We start from the raw sequence: 19,062 nt of genomic DNA, 5'->3' as shown, positions 1-19,062 counted from the left end.
TACTAGGTTTTTAGATTCAAGACTCAAGAGCCAAGACTTTAAATCTTTGAATTTTGAATCTTCAACATTGAATGTTTTATTCTAAGTCACTTCAGTAGTTGATACGCAACTAAAGCTGAAATGTAGGCCAGTCCTGACATATAAAAAAGCTGCAACATCGGCCATTTGATTGATTTGGTTTCTCGATAGACCACTGCCAGGGTACTCATGCACTGCATCGCAAAGGCATAGAATATCATCAGCGACAGACCCAGGGCAAAATCGTACATCGGTTCGCCTGTTTCTGGATCTTTTTCGGCTGCCAGTTTTTCCTTGATGGTGCTTTCATCCCCATCGTCACCGCCCACACTATAGATAGTGGCTATCGTACCGACAAATACCTCTCTGGCTGCAAAGGAAGTAATCAGGGCAATTCCAATTTTCCAGTCATACCCTAGAGGTTTGATGATGGGTTCTACCGTTTTACCCAGGATGCCAGCGTAAGAATTTTCCAATTTGTAAGAAGATACCGCTTGCTCGAACTCGTCCGAGCCTGGTTCCAGGTGGCTTTTGGTTTCGGTAATGGCTGCCTCAGCATTTTCCATTTTTTCTCCTGGACCATAAGAGGCCAATACCCAAAGAATGATGGAGATGGCCAAAATAATTTTACCTGCTTCGAACACGAAAGTCCTGCTCTTGGCAAAAATAGTCAACCATACATTTTTCCATTTTGGCCAGCGGTAGACGGGTAGCTCCATGATGAAGTAGCTTCGCTCTTTTACCTTCAGAATTTTTTGTAGGATTAGGGCAGAAAATATCGCCCCAAAAAAGCCTAATAAATACAGCAGCATAAGGGTAAGCCCCTGTAGATTGAAGATGCCGAGCACTTTGGTTTCTGGAATGACCAGGGCAATCAATATCGCATAAACCGGTAGACGAGCCGAGCAGCTCATGAAGGGAGTTACGAAAATGGTGATGATTCTATCTTTCCAGCTTTCGATATTTCGGGTAGCCATGATCGCGGGTATCGCACATGCTACTCCAGAGATCAGAGGAACGATACTCTTACCATTCAGACCAAATTTCCTCATTATTTTATCTGTCAGGAATACCACTCTGGCCATGTAGCCCGATTCTTCTAGAATAGATATGAAACAGAAGAGAATGGCGATCTGTGGGATGAAGATAACTACTCCGCCTAAGCCAGGGATGATCCCCTCTGCTATCAGGTTGGTCAGGACACCCGCAGGCAGGTAGCTACTGGCTAGTGCACTCAGCTGCCCGAAACCAAAATCAATCCAGTCCATGAAAGGGTTAGCCCATTCGAATATGGCCTGGAACATCACGAATAGCACGGAGAGAAATATCAAATAACCGTAGACCTTGTGCGTCAAGATGGCGTCCAGTTTGCTGGTTCGGTTCTTAACCTCACCCATTTTTTGCGATCGGGTGATGACCTGCTCTAGTTTGCTGCGGATGGTTTTGTAGCGCTCAACTGTTTCAGTGGTCTGAAACTGACGGTCACAAAAGTTGTATTTGACCTTAGCCTCGGCGATAAATTCTTTGTCCTCGTTGCTCAGAAAGGTTTTGCTATAGGTCTGCTGCGCGTACTGGTAGCTGATGTAGTCGTTGGCCAGATCAAATTTTTCTTTGATGACGGGAATGATCTCAGGGGAAAGTTCATTGACATCATAAAAGGGCTTGTATTCCGAATGGCAGTCCGATAGAATGGCATCTTTTAATTCGTTCAGTCCTTCGCCTTTTCGACCATTGATGGTGACTACTGTGGTGTTGAACTCCGTTTCCAGTGCAGTGAGGTCGATGTTGATGCTTTGCTTGTTGGCGATATCCAGCATAGTCAGGACCAGAATGGTCGGCTGGCCCAGGTCTTTGATTTGGGAGAATAGAAGCAGGTTTCGTTCCAGGTTGGAGGCGTCTGCTACTACGATGATTTTGTCAGGGAAGTCAGGGGCATGCTCGTCGCTAAGGAAGTCAAAAACCACACGCTCGTCCATGGATCGCGGGTAAATGCTGTAGGTGCCGGGTAGATCCAGTACATTGACCTGCTGACCATTGTGGTTATAAACCCCGGAAACTTTGTCCATGGTCACTCCTGGGAAATTACCTACCTTTTGGTTCATTCCGGTGAGGAGGTTGAACACAGATGTTTTACCGGCATTTGGGTTGCCGACTAGTGCGACGTTGATGGCTCTACTCATATTTAATCAGGAAAGAATGATGGTTTTGGCCTCTTCTACGCGCAGGGAGAGCGCATAACCCGAAACATGTACACAGATAGGGTCTCCGAGGGGCGCAGCGAAGCGCATTTCGATTTCGGTACCTGGCAGCACACCCATTTCCATCAATTTGAGCGAAATGTATTCATCTGTAAAATCTTTGACCATCCCCTTTTGTCCGGGGCTTAGGTCCGCCGCTGACCGTTCCATTTTCCTTATTTAGAATTAATTAAAATAAGGGCAAATGTATTCCTTTTGGTCTTGGCCTGCAAGTCAAGAACTATGAGATGTATCAGCTCTCATTCAATTCACCGTTTTGATTAGCTAATCATCAAGATTCATTATACTCCAGGACAATATCTTTCACCATACCTAGCCATTCATTTTTCTTGGTAGCTTTTACTTTTTGGTATAATTCAGGATTGTCTGCTATCAGAGCTTCAAAAGCTTCTCTGTTTCTTCTTTTGTCATTTAAACTCACTACCCTTTGATTTTTTTGTAATACCAGGGTGTTGAATTTGTATGAACGATTGCCATCTGAACTTTGACAATAATGGGTGTAGGCGTTGATTTTTCCTAAGGTTAGTACTTTGGCAAAGTCTTTTCGGAAGTGAGAGACTTGCGCCTTATTAATTCTAATGTTTGAAACTACTGCAAAGCTATCTGTCCCTATAATTACAGCTTTAGCTTCCCTGTAACTTATCTTGATTTTACCCTTGTTGGCCGTTTTGACTTTAAAGGTTGTAGGTTGTGATCCGAATACTGAGAAATTTGATCGAATCAATTTAATCGAACCATGAATTTTTCTTCCCTTGTAGTCATAATAGTAACCTTCATTAAATCTCGTGTATTCATCTACAGCAGAAGTGTTGAATCCTAAAATACTGAAGGATTGTCCTTTTACATTCGAGACTATAGCGAAGCAAAATAAGATGGCTGATAATGCGAATTTGATAATTCTTTGGTTGGTTCTCATGTCGATTTGAAAATTACAATGGATAAACCTCAATAGTAAACAGCTTTGATTAATTGACAAAGAACTATCTGAATTTATCAATTCCTACTTGCTTATTGGACTCATCGATTTACTATTTTGCACTCCAATTCATTAAAGCTTATGGCCAAGACAAAAACCGTTTATTTATGTCAAAACTGTGGTGCCCAATCTCCCAAGTGGGTAGGCAAGTGCAGTAGTTGTGGAGAGTGGAATTCTTATGTGGAGGAGGTAGTAGAAAGCAATACCAAAAACACCAAGATCTGGACAGAGACGGAATCAAAAGGTACACCAAATAAACCGGTTAAGATACAGGAGGTCAAAGCGGAAAAGAATGATCGATTGTCTACTGGGGATTTAGAGCTCAATCGAGTTTTGGGTGGAGGAATTGTCGCAGGTTCGCTGGTGCTGATCGGTGGAGAGCCAGGCATCGGTAAGTCCACACTGTTTTTGCAGATGGCACTGATGATGCAGGACCGAAAGGTGCTTTATGTATCAGGAGAGGAGAGTCCCCAGCAGATCAAAATGCGCGCAGAGCGGATGACGGAGCTGAGCTCGGATAATTGTTACCTCCTGGCGGAAACATCCGTGAGTCAGATCTTCCAACAGGTGCGACAGATTGAGCCGGATGTATTGATTGTGGATTCTATCCAGACGCTTTATAGTTCGAAGATCGAAAGCTCGGCTGGCAGTGTGAGTCAGGTCAGAGAATGTACAGGAGAGCTACTGCAGTTTGCCAAGTCGACGAATGTTCCGGTCTTTCTGATCGGTCATATCACTAAGGAAGGTACCATTGCTGGCCCAAAGGTATTGGAGCATATGGTGGATACTGTCTTGCAATTCGAAGGAGATAGACATTTGAGCTACCGGATACTTCGCACCATCAAAAACAGATTTGGATCGACCTCAGAGATCGGGATATATGAAATGCTGGGCAATGGCATGCGGCAGGTCACTAATCCCTCTGAGATATTGATCTCAAATAAGGACAATGCCCTTAGCGGCGTGACTATCGGTGCATCTATCGAGGGCAATCGACCATTGCTTATAGAGACACAGGCGCTGGTTAGCACTTCTGCCTATGGTACGCCTCAGCGATCTACTACAGGCTATGATGCCAAGCGTCTCAATATGCTATTAGCAGTATTGGAAAAGCGTGGAGGTTTACGGCTGGGCAATCAAGATGTATTCTTGAATATAGCGGGAGGATTAAAGATTGATGACCCAGCACTGGATCTGAGTATATGCGTGGCGATTGTTTCTTCGCATGAGGAGCAGGTGGTTTCATCAGATATATGCTTTGCTGGTGAGGTAGGGCTGGGAGGAGAAGTCAGAGCGGTGAATCGCATCGAAAACCGTATTTCTGAGGCAGAAAAGCTTGGCTTTTCAGAAATCTACATTTCTGCACTGAACAAAAAGGCCATAGATGCCAGTAAGTACAAAATCAAAATCCACTTGGTTAGCAATATAGTGGAGGTATTCAAAGGGCTTAGTTCAGTTTGATACACTTGAAACTAATTGCTTTGAATTAGCGTTTGACAGTGAAATCAAAACATACATTTTTATGAAAAAACTAATCTATCTATTCATCCTGGTGCCGATGATGTCTTATGGTCAGGCGCCTACCGTTCAGCAGGAATTCACCGGAGGTACTGCTTACAACAAAAACCATATCGTACAGTTAATCAATGCGATTCCTGAGGATAAAATAAGCTGGAAAAGCAGTGATGACGTGCGCTCAGTGTCAGAAGTTGTGGCTCATATAGCAGCAACCAACTACATGTTTGGAAGCTTTTTAGCTACTACTCCACTTCCAGAATCCGGTAAGGATTGGCAATCATTTGAAAAGACTTTGACAACCAAAGCACAATTACTCAAGGCGATTAACGAATCATTCGACTACATCGATCAGGCAGCCAATGCGGTTGCGCAAGATGACTTGACCACACAGGTAGAGTTGCCATTCGGAACCTTTACCAAAAGAAATATCATGGGAGTAGCCAATAGTCATTGTGCTGAACATAAGGGGCAGTTTATAGCCTATGCACGTTTCATGGGGATTACTCCTCCATGGAGTCAGGGCAAGGAGATGAACTAATCTCAATAAAGACTAAAGCAAAAAGGCCCGTTTCGTTAGAAACAGGCCTTTTTTATGGTTTCAAATTATGTTTACTTCTCTTCTTCTTTCATGTCTCCCAATACATTGATTTCAGGGATTTCGACATAGTTGAAGTCATAGTTGAAGAATGAACTCAAATCTTCTCCAGCTTCTTGCATATCCTCATCGCCTTCTTCAAAATACCAGTTTACTTTTACCTGCTTGCCTTTATCCATTCTCAGGTCGTTTACCTTCTTGAATAGGATGTAGATACATTTGGAAGAACTGGTGTTGAAATATTCGTAGGCGATATTCATAACCAAATTTGGAGTATCTGTATTTCCAAATGCATCGATGCTTTCGTGAAGATGCTTATAGAATGCAAGGGGATTTTCGGGACTAGACTTTCCTCGTATATCCAACAGGCCTTTTTGAGGGTTGAAATAAATCGATGGTGTAATTCTGGTCGCTCTTATAAAAAATCCTTTCATGGTGAATATGTCTATATATTTTCTTAAAACTGGTTAATCAAAAATGGAGAATTTCGAGCACATAAAAAATACAGGATTCTCCTAAATCTTCAATAGACAAAAAATTAGTGTTTAATTATCAATTGAAAGCGATTGGTTTGTCACTCTTAAATATATAACCGAACAGGTCATAGGGTGAGCGGGTCCAAAATAAGAAAAATTCTTATAAGAACAATTAATTTTCAGTGTCTTCATCTAAATCAGAGAAGAATCTATCTGTGTCATCATAGTCCTCTTTTGATTCTTTATCTTCTTCTCCAAATTCAAAATCCCCTTCTTCTTCCTCTTCGTGCACGACGTTATACTTTGTCACTTTGAATTCAGTACGTCTGTTTTGCTGGTGTTCTATTTCAGTTTCGGCATCTTCTATGATCAGTTTGGTTTCGCCATATCCTTTGGCAACCAATCGTTTGCTCTCTATACCATTAGAAATAATGTACTTGACAGCAGATTCAGCTCTGCGCTGAGAAAGATTCATATTGTAATCATGGTCAGCTCGTGCATCCGTATGCGAACTCAACTCGATCGTGATTTCCGGATTGTCCTTCATTATGGTTACCAATTTGTCCAATTCCTTGGCTGCCTCGGGTTTGATATCAGCCTTGTCCAGATCATAATAGATATTGTTGAGGACGATCGGCTTTTCAATAACGATTTGGTTGAGTGGTAAATCCTGCTGGAATTCCACATTGGTCACCATTTCTTCCAGTTTCTTTTTATCCAGTGATTTGCCAATGGTCGAAAAGTCAATTCTTGTAGTAAAGTAATTTTCCTTTTCGGCTATCAGGTTATAGTTCTCTTCTGGAAAAACTCTAAATCGGTATTTTCCATCTGCTTCTGTAAAGACCTCTGCTATGATGCCATCTTCCTCATCGACCAATACTACTTTGGTGTTGGGCAGAGGCTCAAGTTCGCCAGTTTGGTTAGGAGTTAGTGTCGTACCTGTTAGGTAGTAGTTGACAATTTTCAGGTTCGGGTCGTCATTCACAAAGGTGTAGATGTCATCGTCTCCTTTGCCTCCTTTTCTGTTGGAAGTGAAAAAGCCTCTTGATGGATTGAAGAGGAACAATCCAAAATCATCTCCGGCAGAATTCATCGGCTGACCTAGATTTTCCATGACCACTTTCCCTGAATTTCTGGTGGCTTCAAATAGGTCCAGTCCTCCAAACCCAGGATGACCGTCGGATGAAAAGTATAGCACGCCAGTTCCTCCTACATATGGGAAAATTTCATTTCCCGGAGTGTTGATTTCTGGCCCCATGTTTCTAACATCGACCCATCTACCACGGCGATTGAGGGTTGCAGTATAGATATCCAGCCCACCGTATCCCCCTTCTCTATTGGAAGAGAAATAAAGAGTAGTGCCGTCAGGGGATAGAGCTGGTGTCGAGTCCCAGGCTTCTCTTTTGTTCACCGAAATGGGTCTGGGTTCGCTCCAGCGTCCGTTTCTGTATCGAGTGAAATACAGGTTCACTTCCTCAGTTCCATTCGCCTTACCACTATTGGCTTTGGCGAAAATGTAAGTCCTGCCATTTTCGGACATCGTGATGGATCCCTCATTGATGTTAGGATCATTGATGATTTCGTCCAGAGGTTGAAGCGTTTCAATATCGACTTTCGCTCCACGAGTTCTTACTCTGTAGATGTCTGTAAAGGGGGTGCCAGTGCCTTTGTAGGTTTTGCCGCCATCTCTATTGGAAGTGAAGTACAGATACCCATTGTTGTAGACTGGAGAATATTCAGCAAATTCAGTATTGATATCATCAAGATTTTTAACTCTGAAATAACTGACTTTTGACCGGACCTCTTCCATTCGGTTGAGGTTATCCAATTCTCTTTGAGCCCATAATACGACTTCCTCTTGTTCGCCTTTGTTGGCCAGGTAGTCTTCGAGTACTTTTTTGGCCTCTTCTTCTTTCTTGTTCGACTTTAGCGCCTGTGCATAGTAGTAATAGGCCTGTTCTTCTTCTATGCCATTGTCAATAGCAGCTTTATAGTAGGGCTCTGCTTTTTTGATTTTATTGGAATGACGATAGGCCTCTGCCAATTTGTAATTGGAAACAGGGTCGTCTTTCTTGAGTGCTCTTTTGTATTGATGAATGGCGGTGCTGTATTCGCCTGCCTCAAAGCTTTTGTTGCCTTGTTTAAGAGGGCTGCACGCAACGAATAGCGCTACTAGCCCGATAGCTATGCGTGGATTAATACTTTTCATCTCTTAGCAATCTAATGAAAGATTAGCGACTTAAAAATACCTTTTCAACCAGCTTTCTTCTGCTGGAATGATCCAGCTGCTTTCCAGTTCATCTTTGTTCGGGACCAGATTGTTGAATGTAGGAGTGTCAGATTGAATTTTGCCTTGCTCTACGAGCTGCTTGATTTCAGTAAGCGAACTCTCGAAAATCTCGTCGTTGACAAGGAAGCAAACTTTGCTTCTGTCGAAGAAATTGATTCCTAATTTTTGCTCAAGTGTTTTAACTAAACCTACAGAGGCGTCTATCGAACAGCCACTGGCCTGATTGAATTGCTCGTCTACCGCTATTACTAAAAATTTGTCGTGAAAGACTTTGTAACTGCTTTTGAGAGGAGCACCATGTGCCGCCCAGCCATCAAAGAATTTGTTGGCTTCCTCAGCAATTACTTCCAAATCCGCTTGTCCAAAAGTTTTATCTGCCTGATAAATCCATACCCTGGCAGTACCAGGTAGTTCGTCAAAAGAAACAATCATAACTCAACCTTTTTTGTTTGCTAACGAAAAAATGAGCCAAAAGGCTACGCTTCTTCCTTGCTAGTTTCTACCGGCTCAACGATTTCTGGCTGCTGAGGGAAGATAACCGACAAAACGATAGAAAAGGTCAGGGCAGACATGATGACAATGAACGACCATATGATCGGAATATGCGCATGTTCAATTCCTACCATTTGGAAAGCCGATTGTATCAGACTCCATTCGAGTAGCATTTTAACACCGATGAAAACCAATACGACTGAAAGGCCTTTTTGAAGCAGATAGAACTTGTCCAGAATATTGGCCAATAAAAAGAACATGGCTCTCAATCCCATAACTGCAAAAATATTTGAAGTATAGATCACAAATTCGTTTTGGCTAATGGCAAAAGCTGCTGGAATAGAATCCACTGCGAAAATCAAGTCAGTAGACTCAATAAGCAGGATAACCAGAAACAATGGAGTGAACCACAATTTTCCTTTTTCTCTGAAGATGAACCTGCCTCCTTTGTCTTCTTTAGAAATCGGTAGCACCTTTTTCGCCCATTTCATTAGGATGTTTTTCTCTGGCTCGATGTCCATATCTTCATCTTCGTTGAAGATTTTGACTCCTGAGTAGATCAGGAATACTCCGAAAATGTATAGAATCCAGTGAAACTCGCCGATCAACAAAGCGCCTAGGAAGATGAAGACCGCACGGAATACAATCGCGCCCAAAATCCCCCAAAACAAAATGTCGTGGTAGTATTCGTCTTTCACCTTAAAGTAGCGCAGTATCAATAGGATGACAAAAATGTTGTCAACAGATAGTGCTTTCTCAGTTACGTAGGCAGAGAAATACTCAAGCGCATCTTGCGAACCTCCTCCAAAGTAATAGATCAAACCTCCAAAGATGCAGGATACGAAAATCCAGAAGATGGTTTGTAGTAGTGCGTCTTTTTGAGAGATTTTTTTAGGTCCCTTATGAACCAATCCCAGGTCAACCGCGAGAAATAATATGATCACGACACCAAATACTCCAAATAGAAGTAGTTCATTGGTTCCGGAAAAAAGATTCGTCAGTATCAATTTCATTCAATCAAGTCGTTAGATGCTGCTTTGCAAAAATGTCATTGCCACAAAGAAAGCCATAATATAACATATAATTGATACATTCAAGAAACACTTTTTCACGGTTTAGATAAGCATTGTAAATCAGGCGGTTAATGCCCGGAATTATTCGACCAATTGTAGATTGACCAGATGGTTGTAAGTGCTCTCACTATTCGCAAATAACTTTTCGTGATTTCCGGTTTCTGTAATCTCTCCATTTTCTAACACGAAAATGTTGTCTGCCGATTTAATTGTGGCTAATCTGTGTGCAATAATTAAGGTTGTGCGGTTCTTCATCAATTCGTGAAAAGCCTGCTGTACAAGGTTTTCTGACTCGGCATCCAGAGAACTGGTCGCCTCATCCAGAATCAAGATGGCTGGATTTTTCAAGATGGTTCTCGCAATAGCGATTCTTTGTCTTTGTCCTCCAGATAATTTTACACCTCTTTCACCCACTTGAGTATCCAGTCCTTCTGGGAAGGAATTGATAAAGTCAAGGGCGTTGGCTTTTTCTGCTGCAGCTAGAATTTCCTCTTCACTTGCTTCAGGATTTCCATAGGCGATGTTTTCTCTGATAGATCCTCCAAATAGGATGATCTCCTGAGGTACGATACCAATATTGCCACGTAGAGCTCGTAGTTCGTAATCTGTAATTTCTTTTCCATCGATGGCTATGCTGCCCTGGTAGCCATCGTATAATCTCATGAGCAATTGTGCCACAGTGGTTTTTCCTGCACCACTTTTTCCAACCAAAGCCACTTTTTGGCCTTGCTCAATTTTGAGGCTGAGGTGGTTGAGGACCTGGATGTCTTTTCTGCTTTCGTAAGCAAAGGTCACATCTTCGAACTTGATATTGCCCTTGATTTTGGTCTCTCCCGTGAATTTTTCCTGATACTCTTCGGTAGCTTCTTCCTGGATTTCTAACACACGTTCTGATGCTCCAATGGCGCGTTGCAGTTGACCGAACAAGTCACCCAATCCTGCTATCGAACCTCCTATAAAGGAAGTGTATAGTACGAATGAGATCAAGTCACCCATGCTCATTTCACCATTTTGTAATAGGGTAGCACCATACCATATGATCGCTACCATAGCGCCAAAAAGTGCGAAAATGATGAAAGAGATGAACCCCGCTCGGTATTTGGCAGCATGGATGGCTGCTTGTACCACTTGATCCAGAGCTGAGCCAAATCGTTTTTTCTCAAAGTTCTCGTTGGTAAAGGATTTGACAGCCAGGATTGACTGAAAGGTTTCTTCGGCTATGGTGGAGGATACCGCTAGTTCGTCTTGAGACTTGCGAGAGAGTTTTCTGATTTTCTTCCCAAAGAGCATTGCAGCGATGATGATAACCGGTAACACCGCGAGCATAAACAAACTTAAAGCTGGGGTAGTGATGAAAATCATGCTTAAACCGACGATCAAGGTCACTATTTGTCTGATAAGTTCCGCTAGCGTAGTGGAAAAGGTAGTTTGAAGCATGCTGACATCTGCTGTCATTCTACTCATGAGTTCACCTGTTCGGTTTTTGTCGAAAAATGCAATCGGAAGATGAATAATTCGTCGGTACAGTTCTGAGCGAATGTCAGACATGGCGTTTTCGCTCACCTGAGCAAAAAGATAAACCCTGAAATAGGAAATGATGCCTTGAAGAAAAAGAATGCCAAGTAAGGCTATTGCGACTTGATTGATGTCGGTCAAAATCCAGCTACTATCACCACTGGCTACATCTATCAGCTTACCAGCTACATAAGGAAAGGCCAGAAGCAAAAAACTACCAACAACTAAAAAAATGAGACCGATTACGAATTTGGATCTGTAGGGGATTAGGTATTCGAATATGCTATATAGCTTCTTTAGATTTTCACTATTTAGCTTGCGTTTTTCTTCGTCCTTTAACTTCTCTCGTGCCATTTCACTCTCGGATAATTTGCGCAAAAGTAAGGTTCTCTGGCTTATGGTACAATCGATATGGATTATTTGCCAATAATGTCTTGAGGCAGGATATATTTTAGATATTTGTAAAACAACATTGAATTGAACTATGAACGGTATTTGTGTGTATTGTGGCTCGTCCACTGGAAATATTTCGACATTTAAAGAAGCAGCCCAGGAGTTGGGCAAATCCTTTGCTGAAAAGGAAATCACCTTAATATATGGTGGAGCAGGTCAGGGGCTCATGGGGGCAGCGGCTGATTCCTGCCTGGACAATGGCGGTTTTGTAGTGGGAGTGGTACCTAAGTTTTTGGATGAAATAGAAATCACCCACGATAGATTGACGGAGATCGTATTGACGGAATCTATGCATGAGCGAAAAACCAGTATGGCAGACAGAGCAGATGCATTCATCGCTATGCCTGGTGGTTTTGGTACTTTGGAGGAATTGATGGAGATTTTGACCTGGAGTCAATTGGGTCTGATTCAGAAGCCGATTGGTATTTTGAATGTTAATGGCTATTACGATCCATTGATGGTCTTTTTTGACCACATGCTGAAACAAGGGCTGATCAAAGAAAAAAATCTGGATCTTTTTGTGATCAACGACTCTGTAGAAGGACTCCTAGAAGATTTAGAATCTTTTGAAACCACTAAAACAGATCACAGACAGAAGCTCGGGCTCGTTTAAGAAGTTTTTTGCGCCTTATCTAGTTTGCAGATTCGTTGGTTATTCCTTTTATTTGACAAGCAGCATTGTTGAGCCAATTATAGCCAACTATGCAAGAATCATTTCTACATTTTGTCTGGAAGCACCAGAAATTCGATAAAACGAATCTGCAAACTACTACAGGCTCTTCTGTAAGTATTCACTCCATTGGTCACCACAATCATGACGCTGGACCAGATTTTCTCGAATCTCAGCTGATGATAGGTGAGGTCAAATGGTTTGGTAGTGTGGAGATCCATGTCAATGCCTCCGATTGGAAAAATCACAATCACCACCTTGATCCCAAATACAATACAGTCATCCTGCATGTAGTTTGGAATGCAGATTCTGAATGTCGGAGAGAAGATGGGGAGTCAATTCCCACCCTAGAATTAAAAAAGTTGATATCTCTTGATCTGATCATACGCTGCAATGATTTGGTCAATTTTCCATCCAGCATCCCATGTGAAAAACGGTTTGCTGAGGTAAGGTCGATTGATAAAATGGCGATGCTCGATCATGCAGCTGTGGCCCGCCTCAAAAGAAAGTCAGAGGAGTTATTGTCTTTGCATAGTGACAATACGGGTTCGTGGGAAGAAACCTCTTATCAGTTGATTGCGAAGACTTTTGGCTTCAAGAAAAATGCCGAACCTATGTTGAAGTTGGCTCAATCCCTTCCTTTCAAAATTTTAATTAAGCATGGCTCTAAGAGAGAAGAATTGGAAGCATTGCTTTTCGGAATGGCTGGTTTTTTGGAAGGTGAATCTATGGATACCTATCATGGTCAATTAAAGGAGATCTATTCCTATCTAAGACAGAAATACAACCTGGAGCCAAAGCAAATGATTAAGGTGGAGTGGAAGTTTTTGCGCATGCGTCCTGCGAATTTCCCAACTGTTCGTCTGGCTCAGTTGGCACAATTGATTCATCTAAATTCGAAGTTTTTTCAATTCATCTTACAAAGCGAAAATACTGGCGAGTTAAAAAAGATATTTCAAATTACTAACCCGGAGTATTGGGTGAATCATTATGATTTTGGGAAAGAATCGTCTCGCAAGATGAATGGGTTGGGCGAGGCAAGTGTGGATGTTTTACTGGTCAATGTAGCTGCAGTATTGCTGGCCGCTTATGCACAGGAGACCGCTAGTCTAAGCTATATGGACAAGGCGGTGGATCTGCTGCAATCGCTCAAACCAGAAAAAAATCACATCATCAGCGATTGGGAAGCCTTAGGTATGGAGCCAGAAAATGCTTTTGACACACAGGCTTTGATTGAATTGAAGAACGAGTTTTGTTTGAAAAAGAAATGCCTTTCCTGTAAAATTGGGCTTAAGCTCATATCAGGTTGACCTTGCAACTCCTATTTATATACCTTATACATGTTTCTGTCCTTTCTGGGCTGGTATATTGGCTTTGGCGATATAGCAGGGAGATACTTTCGAGTAAGCTTTTTTATGCAGCACTTGCAGCTAAGGTTCTGGCAGGTTTGGGCTTAGGGCTACTTTATCAATACCATTATCAAGGGGGAGATACCTGGAGTTACTATGAACAGGCCAGGCAGATGGCTTTACTTCCCTTCAAGGATTTTTGGTTGGAGCTCACCCAACCGCTTCAGAGCAGTCAGCCCGTTCGAGCGATATGGTTCACGAGAGGGGTTTCTCTGATGGTTTATTTGGGGCAGCTTGATTATTGGCTGTGCGCTGTTTATTTCTCACTTATTAGTTTCGCCTCTTCTATTTACGGATTGAAGTCATTCTGCAAATGGAATGAGAGCTATCGGATGCCCTTTTTCTTTTCGTTCATGTTCATTCCTTCCCTGGTGTTTTGGTCTTCAGGATTGCTCAAGGAAAGTATTGGTTTTGCCGCTTTTGTAATCGTTGTGGGTTTTTATGCCAGATTAAGAGCCAGACAGATTAGAATATGGGATTATTTATTACTTGTTTGCGGTTTGGTGTTTTTGATCGTGATCAAATATTATATAGCGGCACTGCTGTTGCCTGCTTTGATTTTCTTAAGGCTTTATCACTTGGAATTTGACTTCTGGAAACGATGGCATGGCCTTTCAAAATCATTGTTGATAGCCGTTCTGATGATTTTTCCGGCCTATGTGTTTCTATACTGGTTGAGTCCGAATTTTCGGGGGTTAGAATTTTTGCAAGTAGTACAGCAAAACCATGACTGGATTTTGACAAAATCGGATGAAGTAAATGGGTTGAATGGCTCGGGTTTATCTGGAGTGATGGGGGTGTTTGCAGATGTTTTTTATTATACCTACTCTGCTATTATTCGACCGCTTGCATTTGAGAGTTTTACTTTTCCGGCCATTTTGAGCGGAACAGAAAATTTTGCTTTGCTACTAATAGCCATAGGGTTTTGGATTAAGAAAGAAAGTCATGAGGTGAACATCGAGGCAATCGTGTCGCTGATTTATGTCTTGCTTTGTGCAGGGCTGCTAGCCTACAGTGTGCCAAACCTCGGTACGGTTGCCAGATACAAGGTGTATTATATGCCTGTGCTCTTATTTCTGGTTTTTAATTTGAAAAGGGGATTTTTGAATCGAGCGAACCAATAAAGCTTGATGAATAAATATAACTTTGCCGCATGGACAATCCGGTAATAATTTTTGGTGCAGGCGGCTTGGGTAGAGCTGCTCTTGAAATATTCGAATCAAATGGTAATGTGGTGTATGGTTTTTTGGATGACCATAAGGAACTACACGGCACAGAAATCGATAACGTCTCCGTTTTGGGTGATACCTCGGATGATGGTTATCTCAAATTGATCGGAAAGAAATGCGAAGCTTTTGTCGCGTCTGATGACAATAAAGAGAAAAAGAGCCTGGCCAAAATGTTGACTGGAAAGCGCAAGAAAATGCCGGTCAATGCGGTTCATAATACTGTCGAAATGGCTAAAACTAGTCATATCGGTCATGGCAATTTTATCAATGCTGGCGCTGTAGTAGGAGCGGGTACCGAAATCGGAAATCATTGTTTGCTACATACGGGTGCCATCGTAGATCATTCTTGCAAATTGGGAGATTTGGTTCAGATTGGTGCTAGAGCAGTGGTGAGTTCAGGGGTGCAGATAGAGGATGACGTTTTTATCGGATCGGGTTCTGTGATTGTTTCCGGTGTTAAGATTGGTAAAGGGGCACGCATTGGAGCTGGATCTGTTGTGATCGCTGATGTAGAAGCTAAATCGACTGTTTTTGGTAATCCTGCTGCAGAAATCAAGAAATAATTCATGACTCAAATATTGTAACGACCCTTAGTTCGTACAATCAGAGGCTTTTTATTATCTTTCCTTCGGATCTTGAGCTATTACCTATATGCGGACAATCTCCGAAACTGATTTAATATTGAACAAGGATGGTAGTGTCTATCATCTCAATCTAAAGCCTGAAAATATTTCTGATACCATACTGACTGTGGGTGATCCGAGTCGTGTGTTTCGTATCAGTCAGCTTTTCGATTCTATCGATTTTGAGATGAATCGTAGGGAATTTATCACGCATCGGGGAAGCTACAAGGGCAAGGACGTGACTGTCATCAGTACAGGGATGGGAACGGACAATGTCGAGATTTTCATGACCGAGCTGGATGCTTTGGTCAATATCAATCTGAAGACGCGTGAGGTCAAAGAAAAACACAAGAAGCTCAACATCATCAGGATAGGGACCTCAGGCAGTTTGCAGGAGGATTTAAGGTTAGGCTCACATTTGGTGTCAGATTATGGTATAGGTCTGGACACCTTGATGACTTTTTATAATCTACGTCAGACTGGGTTCGAAAATATGCTGACCAACAAGCTTCGTCAATATTTAGATTTTCCATTCAAGCCCTATTGTGTAGAAGGCTCTACTGTACTTCGCGAGCAATTTGCTTTCGATATGATTCGCGGCAATACCGTAACCTCACCGGGATTCTATGCACCACAGGGCAGAAGCATTAGGATCGATCAGCGTTATCCACATCTGATGGAAGACCTAATGTATTTTCATATGGATGATTTTTGGCTCACCAATTTTGAGATGGAGACGGCTGGTTATTATGCATTGGGTAGATTGATGGGGCATGAAGTACTAAGTCTGAACGCCATCATTGCCAACCGGGCTAAGAATAAATTCTCGAAAAATCCTGATCGAGTGATTGATTCATTGATCAAAAAGGTGTTAGATAGGTTGTAGTTTCAATTTTTAATAGAGCTATCTTATTTCATAAAGAATAAATGTTTCCTTTTTTTGTTAAATTATTGCTTCTAAGCAAAGATTATGGAAACACCCACTCGCGTATTTGATTTTCTTCATTATCAATTTCAAAATTACCCTTTAGAGGTTTGTCTATCTGCAAAAGTAGATGGTGACTGGTTCGAATACAGTACACAGGATGTAATTGATATTGTCAACAAGCTGGCCCTTGGGCTTATCAAGTTGGGTGTTGAGCCAGGGGATAAGGTTGCTATAATATCTCCTAATCGCCCAGAGTGGAATTTTGTTGATCAGGCATGTTCCCAGATTGCAGCCGTCTCTGTTCCGATGTACCCTACCATTAACGCGGATGATTATGCTTATATCTTTAATCATGCTGAAGTTAAAGTGGTTTTTGGGGCGGATGATGAAATCATGAAGAAAGTAGCTGGCGCTATGGAACAAGCCAATACGATAGAGCATGTATATTCATTTGATGACCTGGGTGTGGTGGACAATTGGAAGCAGATTCTTTCATTGGATCCATCGGGGGATATAAAGGAAATTGAACGACGAATGAATTCGGTTCAATCCACCGATTTGTTTACCATCATTTACACCTCAGGGACTACAGGCAGGCCCAAAGGAGTAATGCTCAGTCATGATAATGTGGTGAGTAATGCACTCGCTGTAAAGACAGCGCTAAGAGGTTTGCTTGATGTAGGTAGTAAGGCTTTAAGCTTTCTACCGCTGTGTCATATACTGGAGCGAACGGCATCATTTTTTTATTTCTATTCTGGGATCTCCATTTGCTATGCTGAAAGCATGGAGACGATTGGTGAAAATTTGAAGGAAATACAGCCCAATATGTTTACGACCGTGCCTAGGCTGCTCGAGAAGGTTTATGATAAAATCATGGCCAAGGGATACGAGCTTTCGGGTATAAAGAGGGCCTTGTTTTTTTGGGCAGTCAAGTTAGGGTTGAAGTTTGAACCATTTGAAGACATGGGTTGGTGGTACAACTTTCAGCTATCTATCGCTCGAAAATTGATCTTCTCTAAATGGAGAGAGGCTTTGGGAGGTCGGATGCAATATATATTAGTAGGGGCGGCAGCATTGCAACCTCGTTTGGCTAGAGTGTTCTGGGCGGCAGAGATTCCTGTATGTGAAGGGTATGGTTTGACAGAGACGTCTCCTGGAGTTGCCTTTAATGTTCCGTTCGAAGATGGGGTTAGGGTCGGTACTGTGGGTAAGCTGTTGGATAGAATAGAAGTGAAGATCGCTGAAGATGGTGAAATCCTATGCAAAGGTCCAAATATAATGATGGGTTATTATAAAGCGCCAGATTTGAGTGCTGCTGTAATGGCCGATGATTGGTTCCATACGGGGGATATAGGGGATTTGACTGACGGTTTTCTACGTATTACTGATCGGAAAAAGGAAATGTTCAAAACTTCTGGAGGTAAATACATTGCTCCTCAGCTGATGGAAAATAAGTTCAAGGAATCTCCTTTTATCGAACAGATTATGGTCCTGGGTGAAGGACGTAGGTTTCCAGCTGCTTTGATCGTGCCTAATCAGGAAGCTTTACATGAATGGGCCGAGCGACATGGCGTGAAGCATGCAAATTTTGATTCACTGCTAATGGATTCTGCCACGGAAAAACTATTTGCTACTGAAATCGAAAAGAGAAATCGTAGTTTCGGTAATTGGGAGCAAGTGAAAAAGTACAAATTGCTGACAGATTCCTGGGGTATAGATACGGGGGAGCTGACGCCTACGCTCAAGTTGAAGAGAAGAGTGATTCTAGAAAAGTATGCTGATCTGGTGGATGATTTTTATGCCTAGTCCTTAATGAAATGCATCTTCAAAGTGAGTGATTTTTAAATCTGAACTAACAGCCATGATATCGAATCTTATTTCCCCTTTCCAGTCTATTTGGTTTAAGTAGTGATCTGCGGCTTCCAATATTAATCGCTGTTGATTTTCACTAACAAACTCTTCGGGATAACCATAATTTTCATTTTTACGATATTTTACCTCTACGAAAAGTATTAAAGCATCCTGCTTTGCAATCAGGTCTATTTCTGCTCTTTTATACCTAAAGTTTTTTTCCAGGATTTCGAATTTATTTTGCCTTAGTGCGTCTTCAGCCAGCCTTTCGGCTTTGTCTCCAGTGATTTTATTTGTGTTCATGTCATGATAGATGGTCGCTTACTTAACAAATATACGTAAGTAGACTTGTTCTTAGCTTGGGTCTGCGGTGATTACGTATTAATAATTTAAGTAAAAAACCTGTTAAAACGCAGTAATTAAAATGTAATAACCCTGTGTAATGCTGTTTCTAGATAAAAAAATAACCCTTTTATTGAGAATAATTCATGTAATGCTACATTATGGTAGTTGAATTTGAAAATAATTAAAGAAATAACTAGAAAATTGTAAAAACTATAAATATTGCCGAAATCAGGATAATTTATGCAGGTCAACTAAGTAGTTCTACGTGGTTTTGTTACTTTAGCAGCTGAGAAAATTATTAATCTCTGAAAGTCACCTCCGGTTTAGCAGGTTTTTAACTGGT

At 41.8% G+C, this 19,062-nt stretch carries 17 protein-coding genes; 8 read left to right on the top strand and 9 right to left on the bottom strand.

Features of this window, described 5'->3' with window-relative positions:
- Positions 1–86 precede the first annotated feature (86 nt).
- The 3 genes from feoB to N7U62_RS14895 all read right to left on the bottom strand — a co-directional run bounded on the left by feoB (position 87) and on the right by N7U62_RS14895 (position 3,192).
- Complete coding sequence (gene feoB, locus N7U62_RS14905) at positions 87–2,198, bottom strand: ferrous iron transport protein B (protein ID WP_264138791.1); 2,112 nt, start codon at positions 2,196–2,198, stop codon at positions 87–89.
- A gap of 6 nt (positions 2,199–2,204) precedes the next feature.
- Entirely contained in the window at positions 2,205–2,426 is a 222-nt protein-coding gene (locus tag N7U62_RS14900) for a FeoA family protein (RefSeq protein WP_264138790.1), read from the bottom strand.
- 121 nt (positions 2,427–2,547) lie between these two features.
- The gene (locus N7U62_RS14895; protein WP_264138789.1) at positions 2,548–3,192 is read right to left on the bottom strand and encodes a PH domain-containing protein; all 645 of its coding nucleotides are present in this window, start codon (positions 3,190–3,192) and stop codon (positions 2,548–2,550) included.
- 141 nt (positions 3,193–3,333) lie between these two features.
- Here N7U62_RS14895 and radA point away from each other — a divergent pair, with 141 nt between their 5' ends.
- Together radA and N7U62_RS14885 are read left to right on the top strand one after the other, a co-directional pair.
- On the top strand, positions 3,334–4,713 hold the full coding sequence (gene radA / locus N7U62_RS14890) for a DNA repair protein RadA (RefSeq protein ID WP_264138788.1): 1,380 nt from the start codon (positions 3,334–3,336) through the stop codon (positions 4,711–4,713).
- 61 nt (positions 4,714–4,774) lie between these two features.
- Positions 4,775–5,308, top strand: a complete 534-nt coding sequence (locus tag N7U62_RS14885) for a DinB family protein (RefSeq protein WP_264138787.1) — start codon at positions 4,775–4,777, stop codon at positions 5,306–5,308.
- Positions 5,309–5,379: 71 nt separating this feature from the next.
- On the opposite strand, the gene N7U62_RS14880 is transcribed toward N7U62_RS14885, so the two are convergent.
- The 5 genes from N7U62_RS14880 to N7U62_RS14860 all read right to left on the bottom strand — a co-directional run bounded on the left by N7U62_RS14880 (position 5,380) and on the right by N7U62_RS14860 (position 11,565).
- Positions 5,380–5,799: a DUF1987 domain-containing protein gene (locus tag N7U62_RS14880; RefSeq protein ID WP_264138786.1), complete on the bottom strand. Its 420-nt coding sequence runs from the start codon at positions 5,797–5,799 to the stop codon at positions 5,380–5,382.
- Positions 5,800–6,013: 214 nt separating this feature from the next.
- The gene (locus tag N7U62_RS14875) at positions 6,014–8,050 is read right to left on the bottom strand and encodes a CHU_0125 family OmpA-like outer membrane integrity protein (protein WP_264138785.1); all 2,037 of its coding nucleotides are present in this window, start codon (positions 8,048–8,050) and stop codon (positions 6,014–6,016) included.
- Positions 8,051–8,080: 30 nt separating this feature from the next.
- Positions 8,081–8,563, bottom strand: a complete 483-nt coding sequence (locus N7U62_RS14870; RefSeq protein WP_264138784.1) for a hypothetical protein — start codon at positions 8,561–8,563, stop codon at positions 8,081–8,083.
- Positions 8,564–8,607: 44 nt separating this feature from the next.
- On the bottom strand, positions 8,608–9,636 hold the full coding sequence (locus tag N7U62_RS14865; RefSeq protein WP_264138783.1) for a TerC family protein: 1,029 nt from the start codon (positions 9,634–9,636) through the stop codon (positions 8,608–8,610).
- Between the two features lie 141 nt (positions 9,637–9,777).
- Positions 9,778–11,565, bottom strand: coding sequence for an ABC transporter ATP-binding protein (locus tag N7U62_RS14860; RefSeq protein WP_264138782.1), 1,788 nt, complete (start codon positions 11,563–11,565; stop codon positions 9,778–9,780).
- A 130-nt stretch (positions 11,566–11,695) separates the two neighbouring features.
- Between N7U62_RS14860 and N7U62_RS14855 the strand changes: the two genes are divergently transcribed.
- From N7U62_RS14855 to N7U62_RS14830, 6 genes are all read left to right on the top strand, one after another.
- Complete coding sequence (locus N7U62_RS14855) at positions 11,696–12,277, top strand: LOG family protein (protein ID WP_264138781.1); 582 nt, start codon at positions 11,696–11,698, stop codon at positions 12,275–12,277.
- 89 nt (positions 12,278–12,366) lie between these two features.
- A complete protein-coding gene (locus N7U62_RS14850) occupies positions 12,367–13,644 on the top strand; it encodes a DUF2851 family protein (protein WP_264138780.1) in 1,278 nt (425 codons plus the stop codon).
- Positions 13,641–14,867, top strand: a complete 1,227-nt coding sequence (locus tag N7U62_RS14845; protein WP_264138779.1) for a hypothetical protein — start codon at positions 13,641–13,643, stop codon at positions 14,865–14,867. The genes N7U62_RS14850 and N7U62_RS14845 overlap by 4 nt, the downstream gene beginning before the upstream one ends.
- Before the next feature lie 29 nt (positions 14,868–14,896).
- A complete protein-coding gene (locus N7U62_RS14840; RefSeq protein ID WP_264138778.1) occupies positions 14,897–15,535 on the top strand; it encodes an acetyltransferase in 639 nt (212 codons plus the stop codon).
- A gap of 88 nt (positions 15,536–15,623) precedes the next feature.
- A complete protein-coding gene (locus tag N7U62_RS14835) occupies positions 15,624–16,481 on the top strand; it encodes a nucleoside phosphorylase (protein WP_264138777.1) in 858 nt (285 codons plus the stop codon).
- Positions 16,482–16,565: 84 nt separating this feature from the next.
- Positions 16,566–18,329, top strand: coding sequence for an AMP-dependent synthetase/ligase (locus tag N7U62_RS14830; RefSeq protein ID WP_264138776.1), 1,764 nt, complete (start codon positions 16,566–16,568; stop codon positions 18,327–18,329).
- 3 nt (positions 18,330–18,332) lie between these two features.
- On the opposite strand, the gene N7U62_RS14825 is transcribed toward N7U62_RS14830, so the two are convergent.
- Positions 18,333–18,677 (bottom strand): YraN family protein, encoded by a 345-nt coding sequence (locus tag N7U62_RS14825; RefSeq protein ID WP_264138775.1) that lies wholly within the window; start codon positions 18,675–18,677, stop codon positions 18,333–18,335.
- Positions 18,678–19,062: the final 385 nt, after the last annotated feature.

It is taken from the genome of Reichenbachiella ulvae (genome assembly GCF_025833875.1).
Lineage (GTDB): Bacteria > Bacteroidota > Bacteroidia > Cytophagales > Cyclobacteriaceae > Reichenbachiella > Reichenbachiella ulvae.
This window is presented reverse-complemented; position numbering and strand designations above follow the sequence as displayed.

Coding starts and splice junctions, on each gene's coding strand:
- feoB (WP_264138791.1), bottom strand. CDS start 2,198: ATGAGTAGAGCCATCAACGTCGCACTAGTCGGCAACCCAAATGCCGGT.
- N7U62_RS14900 (WP_264138790.1), bottom strand. CDS start 2,426: ATGGAACGGTCAGCGGCGGACCTAAGCCCCGGACAAAAGGGGATGGTC.
- N7U62_RS14895 (WP_264138789.1), bottom strand. CDS start 3,192: ATGAGAACCAACCAAAGAATTATCAAATTCGCATTATCAGCCATCTTA.
- radA (WP_264138788.1), top strand. CDS start 3,334: ATGGCCAAGACAAAAACCGTTTATTTATGTCAAAACTGTGGTGCCCAA.
- N7U62_RS14885 (WP_264138787.1), top strand. CDS start 4,775: ATGAAAAAACTAATCTATCTATTCATCCTGGTGCCGATGATGTCTTAT.
- N7U62_RS14880 (WP_264138786.1), bottom strand. CDS start 5,799: ATGAAAGGATTTTTTATAAGAGCGACCAGAATTACACCATCGATTTAT.
- N7U62_RS14875 (WP_264138785.1), bottom strand. CDS start 8,050: ATGAAAAGTATTAATCCACGCATAGCTATCGGGCTAGTAGCGCTATTC.
- N7U62_RS14870 (WP_264138784.1), bottom strand. CDS start 8,563: ATGATTGTTTCTTTTGACGAACTACCTGGTACTGCCAGGGTATGGATT.
- N7U62_RS14865 (WP_264138783.1), bottom strand. CDS start 9,636: ATGAAATTGATACTGACGAATCTTTTTTCCGGAACCAATGAACTACTT.
- N7U62_RS14860 (WP_264138782.1), bottom strand. CDS start 11,565: ATGGCACGAGAGAAGTTAAAGGACGAAGAAAAACGCAAGCTAAATAGT.
- N7U62_RS14855 (WP_264138781.1), top strand. CDS start 11,696: ATGAACGGTATTTGTGTGTATTGTGGCTCGTCCACTGGAAATATTTCG.
- N7U62_RS14850 (WP_264138780.1), top strand. CDS start 12,367: ATGCAAGAATCATTTCTACATTTTGTCTGGAAGCACCAGAAATTCGAT.
- N7U62_RS14840 (WP_264138778.1), top strand. CDS start 14,897: ATGGACAATCCGGTAATAATTTTTGGTGCAGGCGGCTTGGGTAGAGCT.
- N7U62_RS14835 (WP_264138777.1), top strand. CDS start 15,624: ATGCGGACAATCTCCGAAACTGATTTAATATTGAACAAGGATGGTAGT.
- N7U62_RS14830 (WP_264138776.1), top strand. CDS start 16,566: ATGGAAACACCCACTCGCGTATTTGATTTTCTTCATTATCAATTTCAA.
- N7U62_RS14825 (WP_264138775.1), bottom strand. CDS start 18,677: ATGAACACAAATAAAATCACTGGAGACAAAGCCGAAAGGCTGGCTGAA.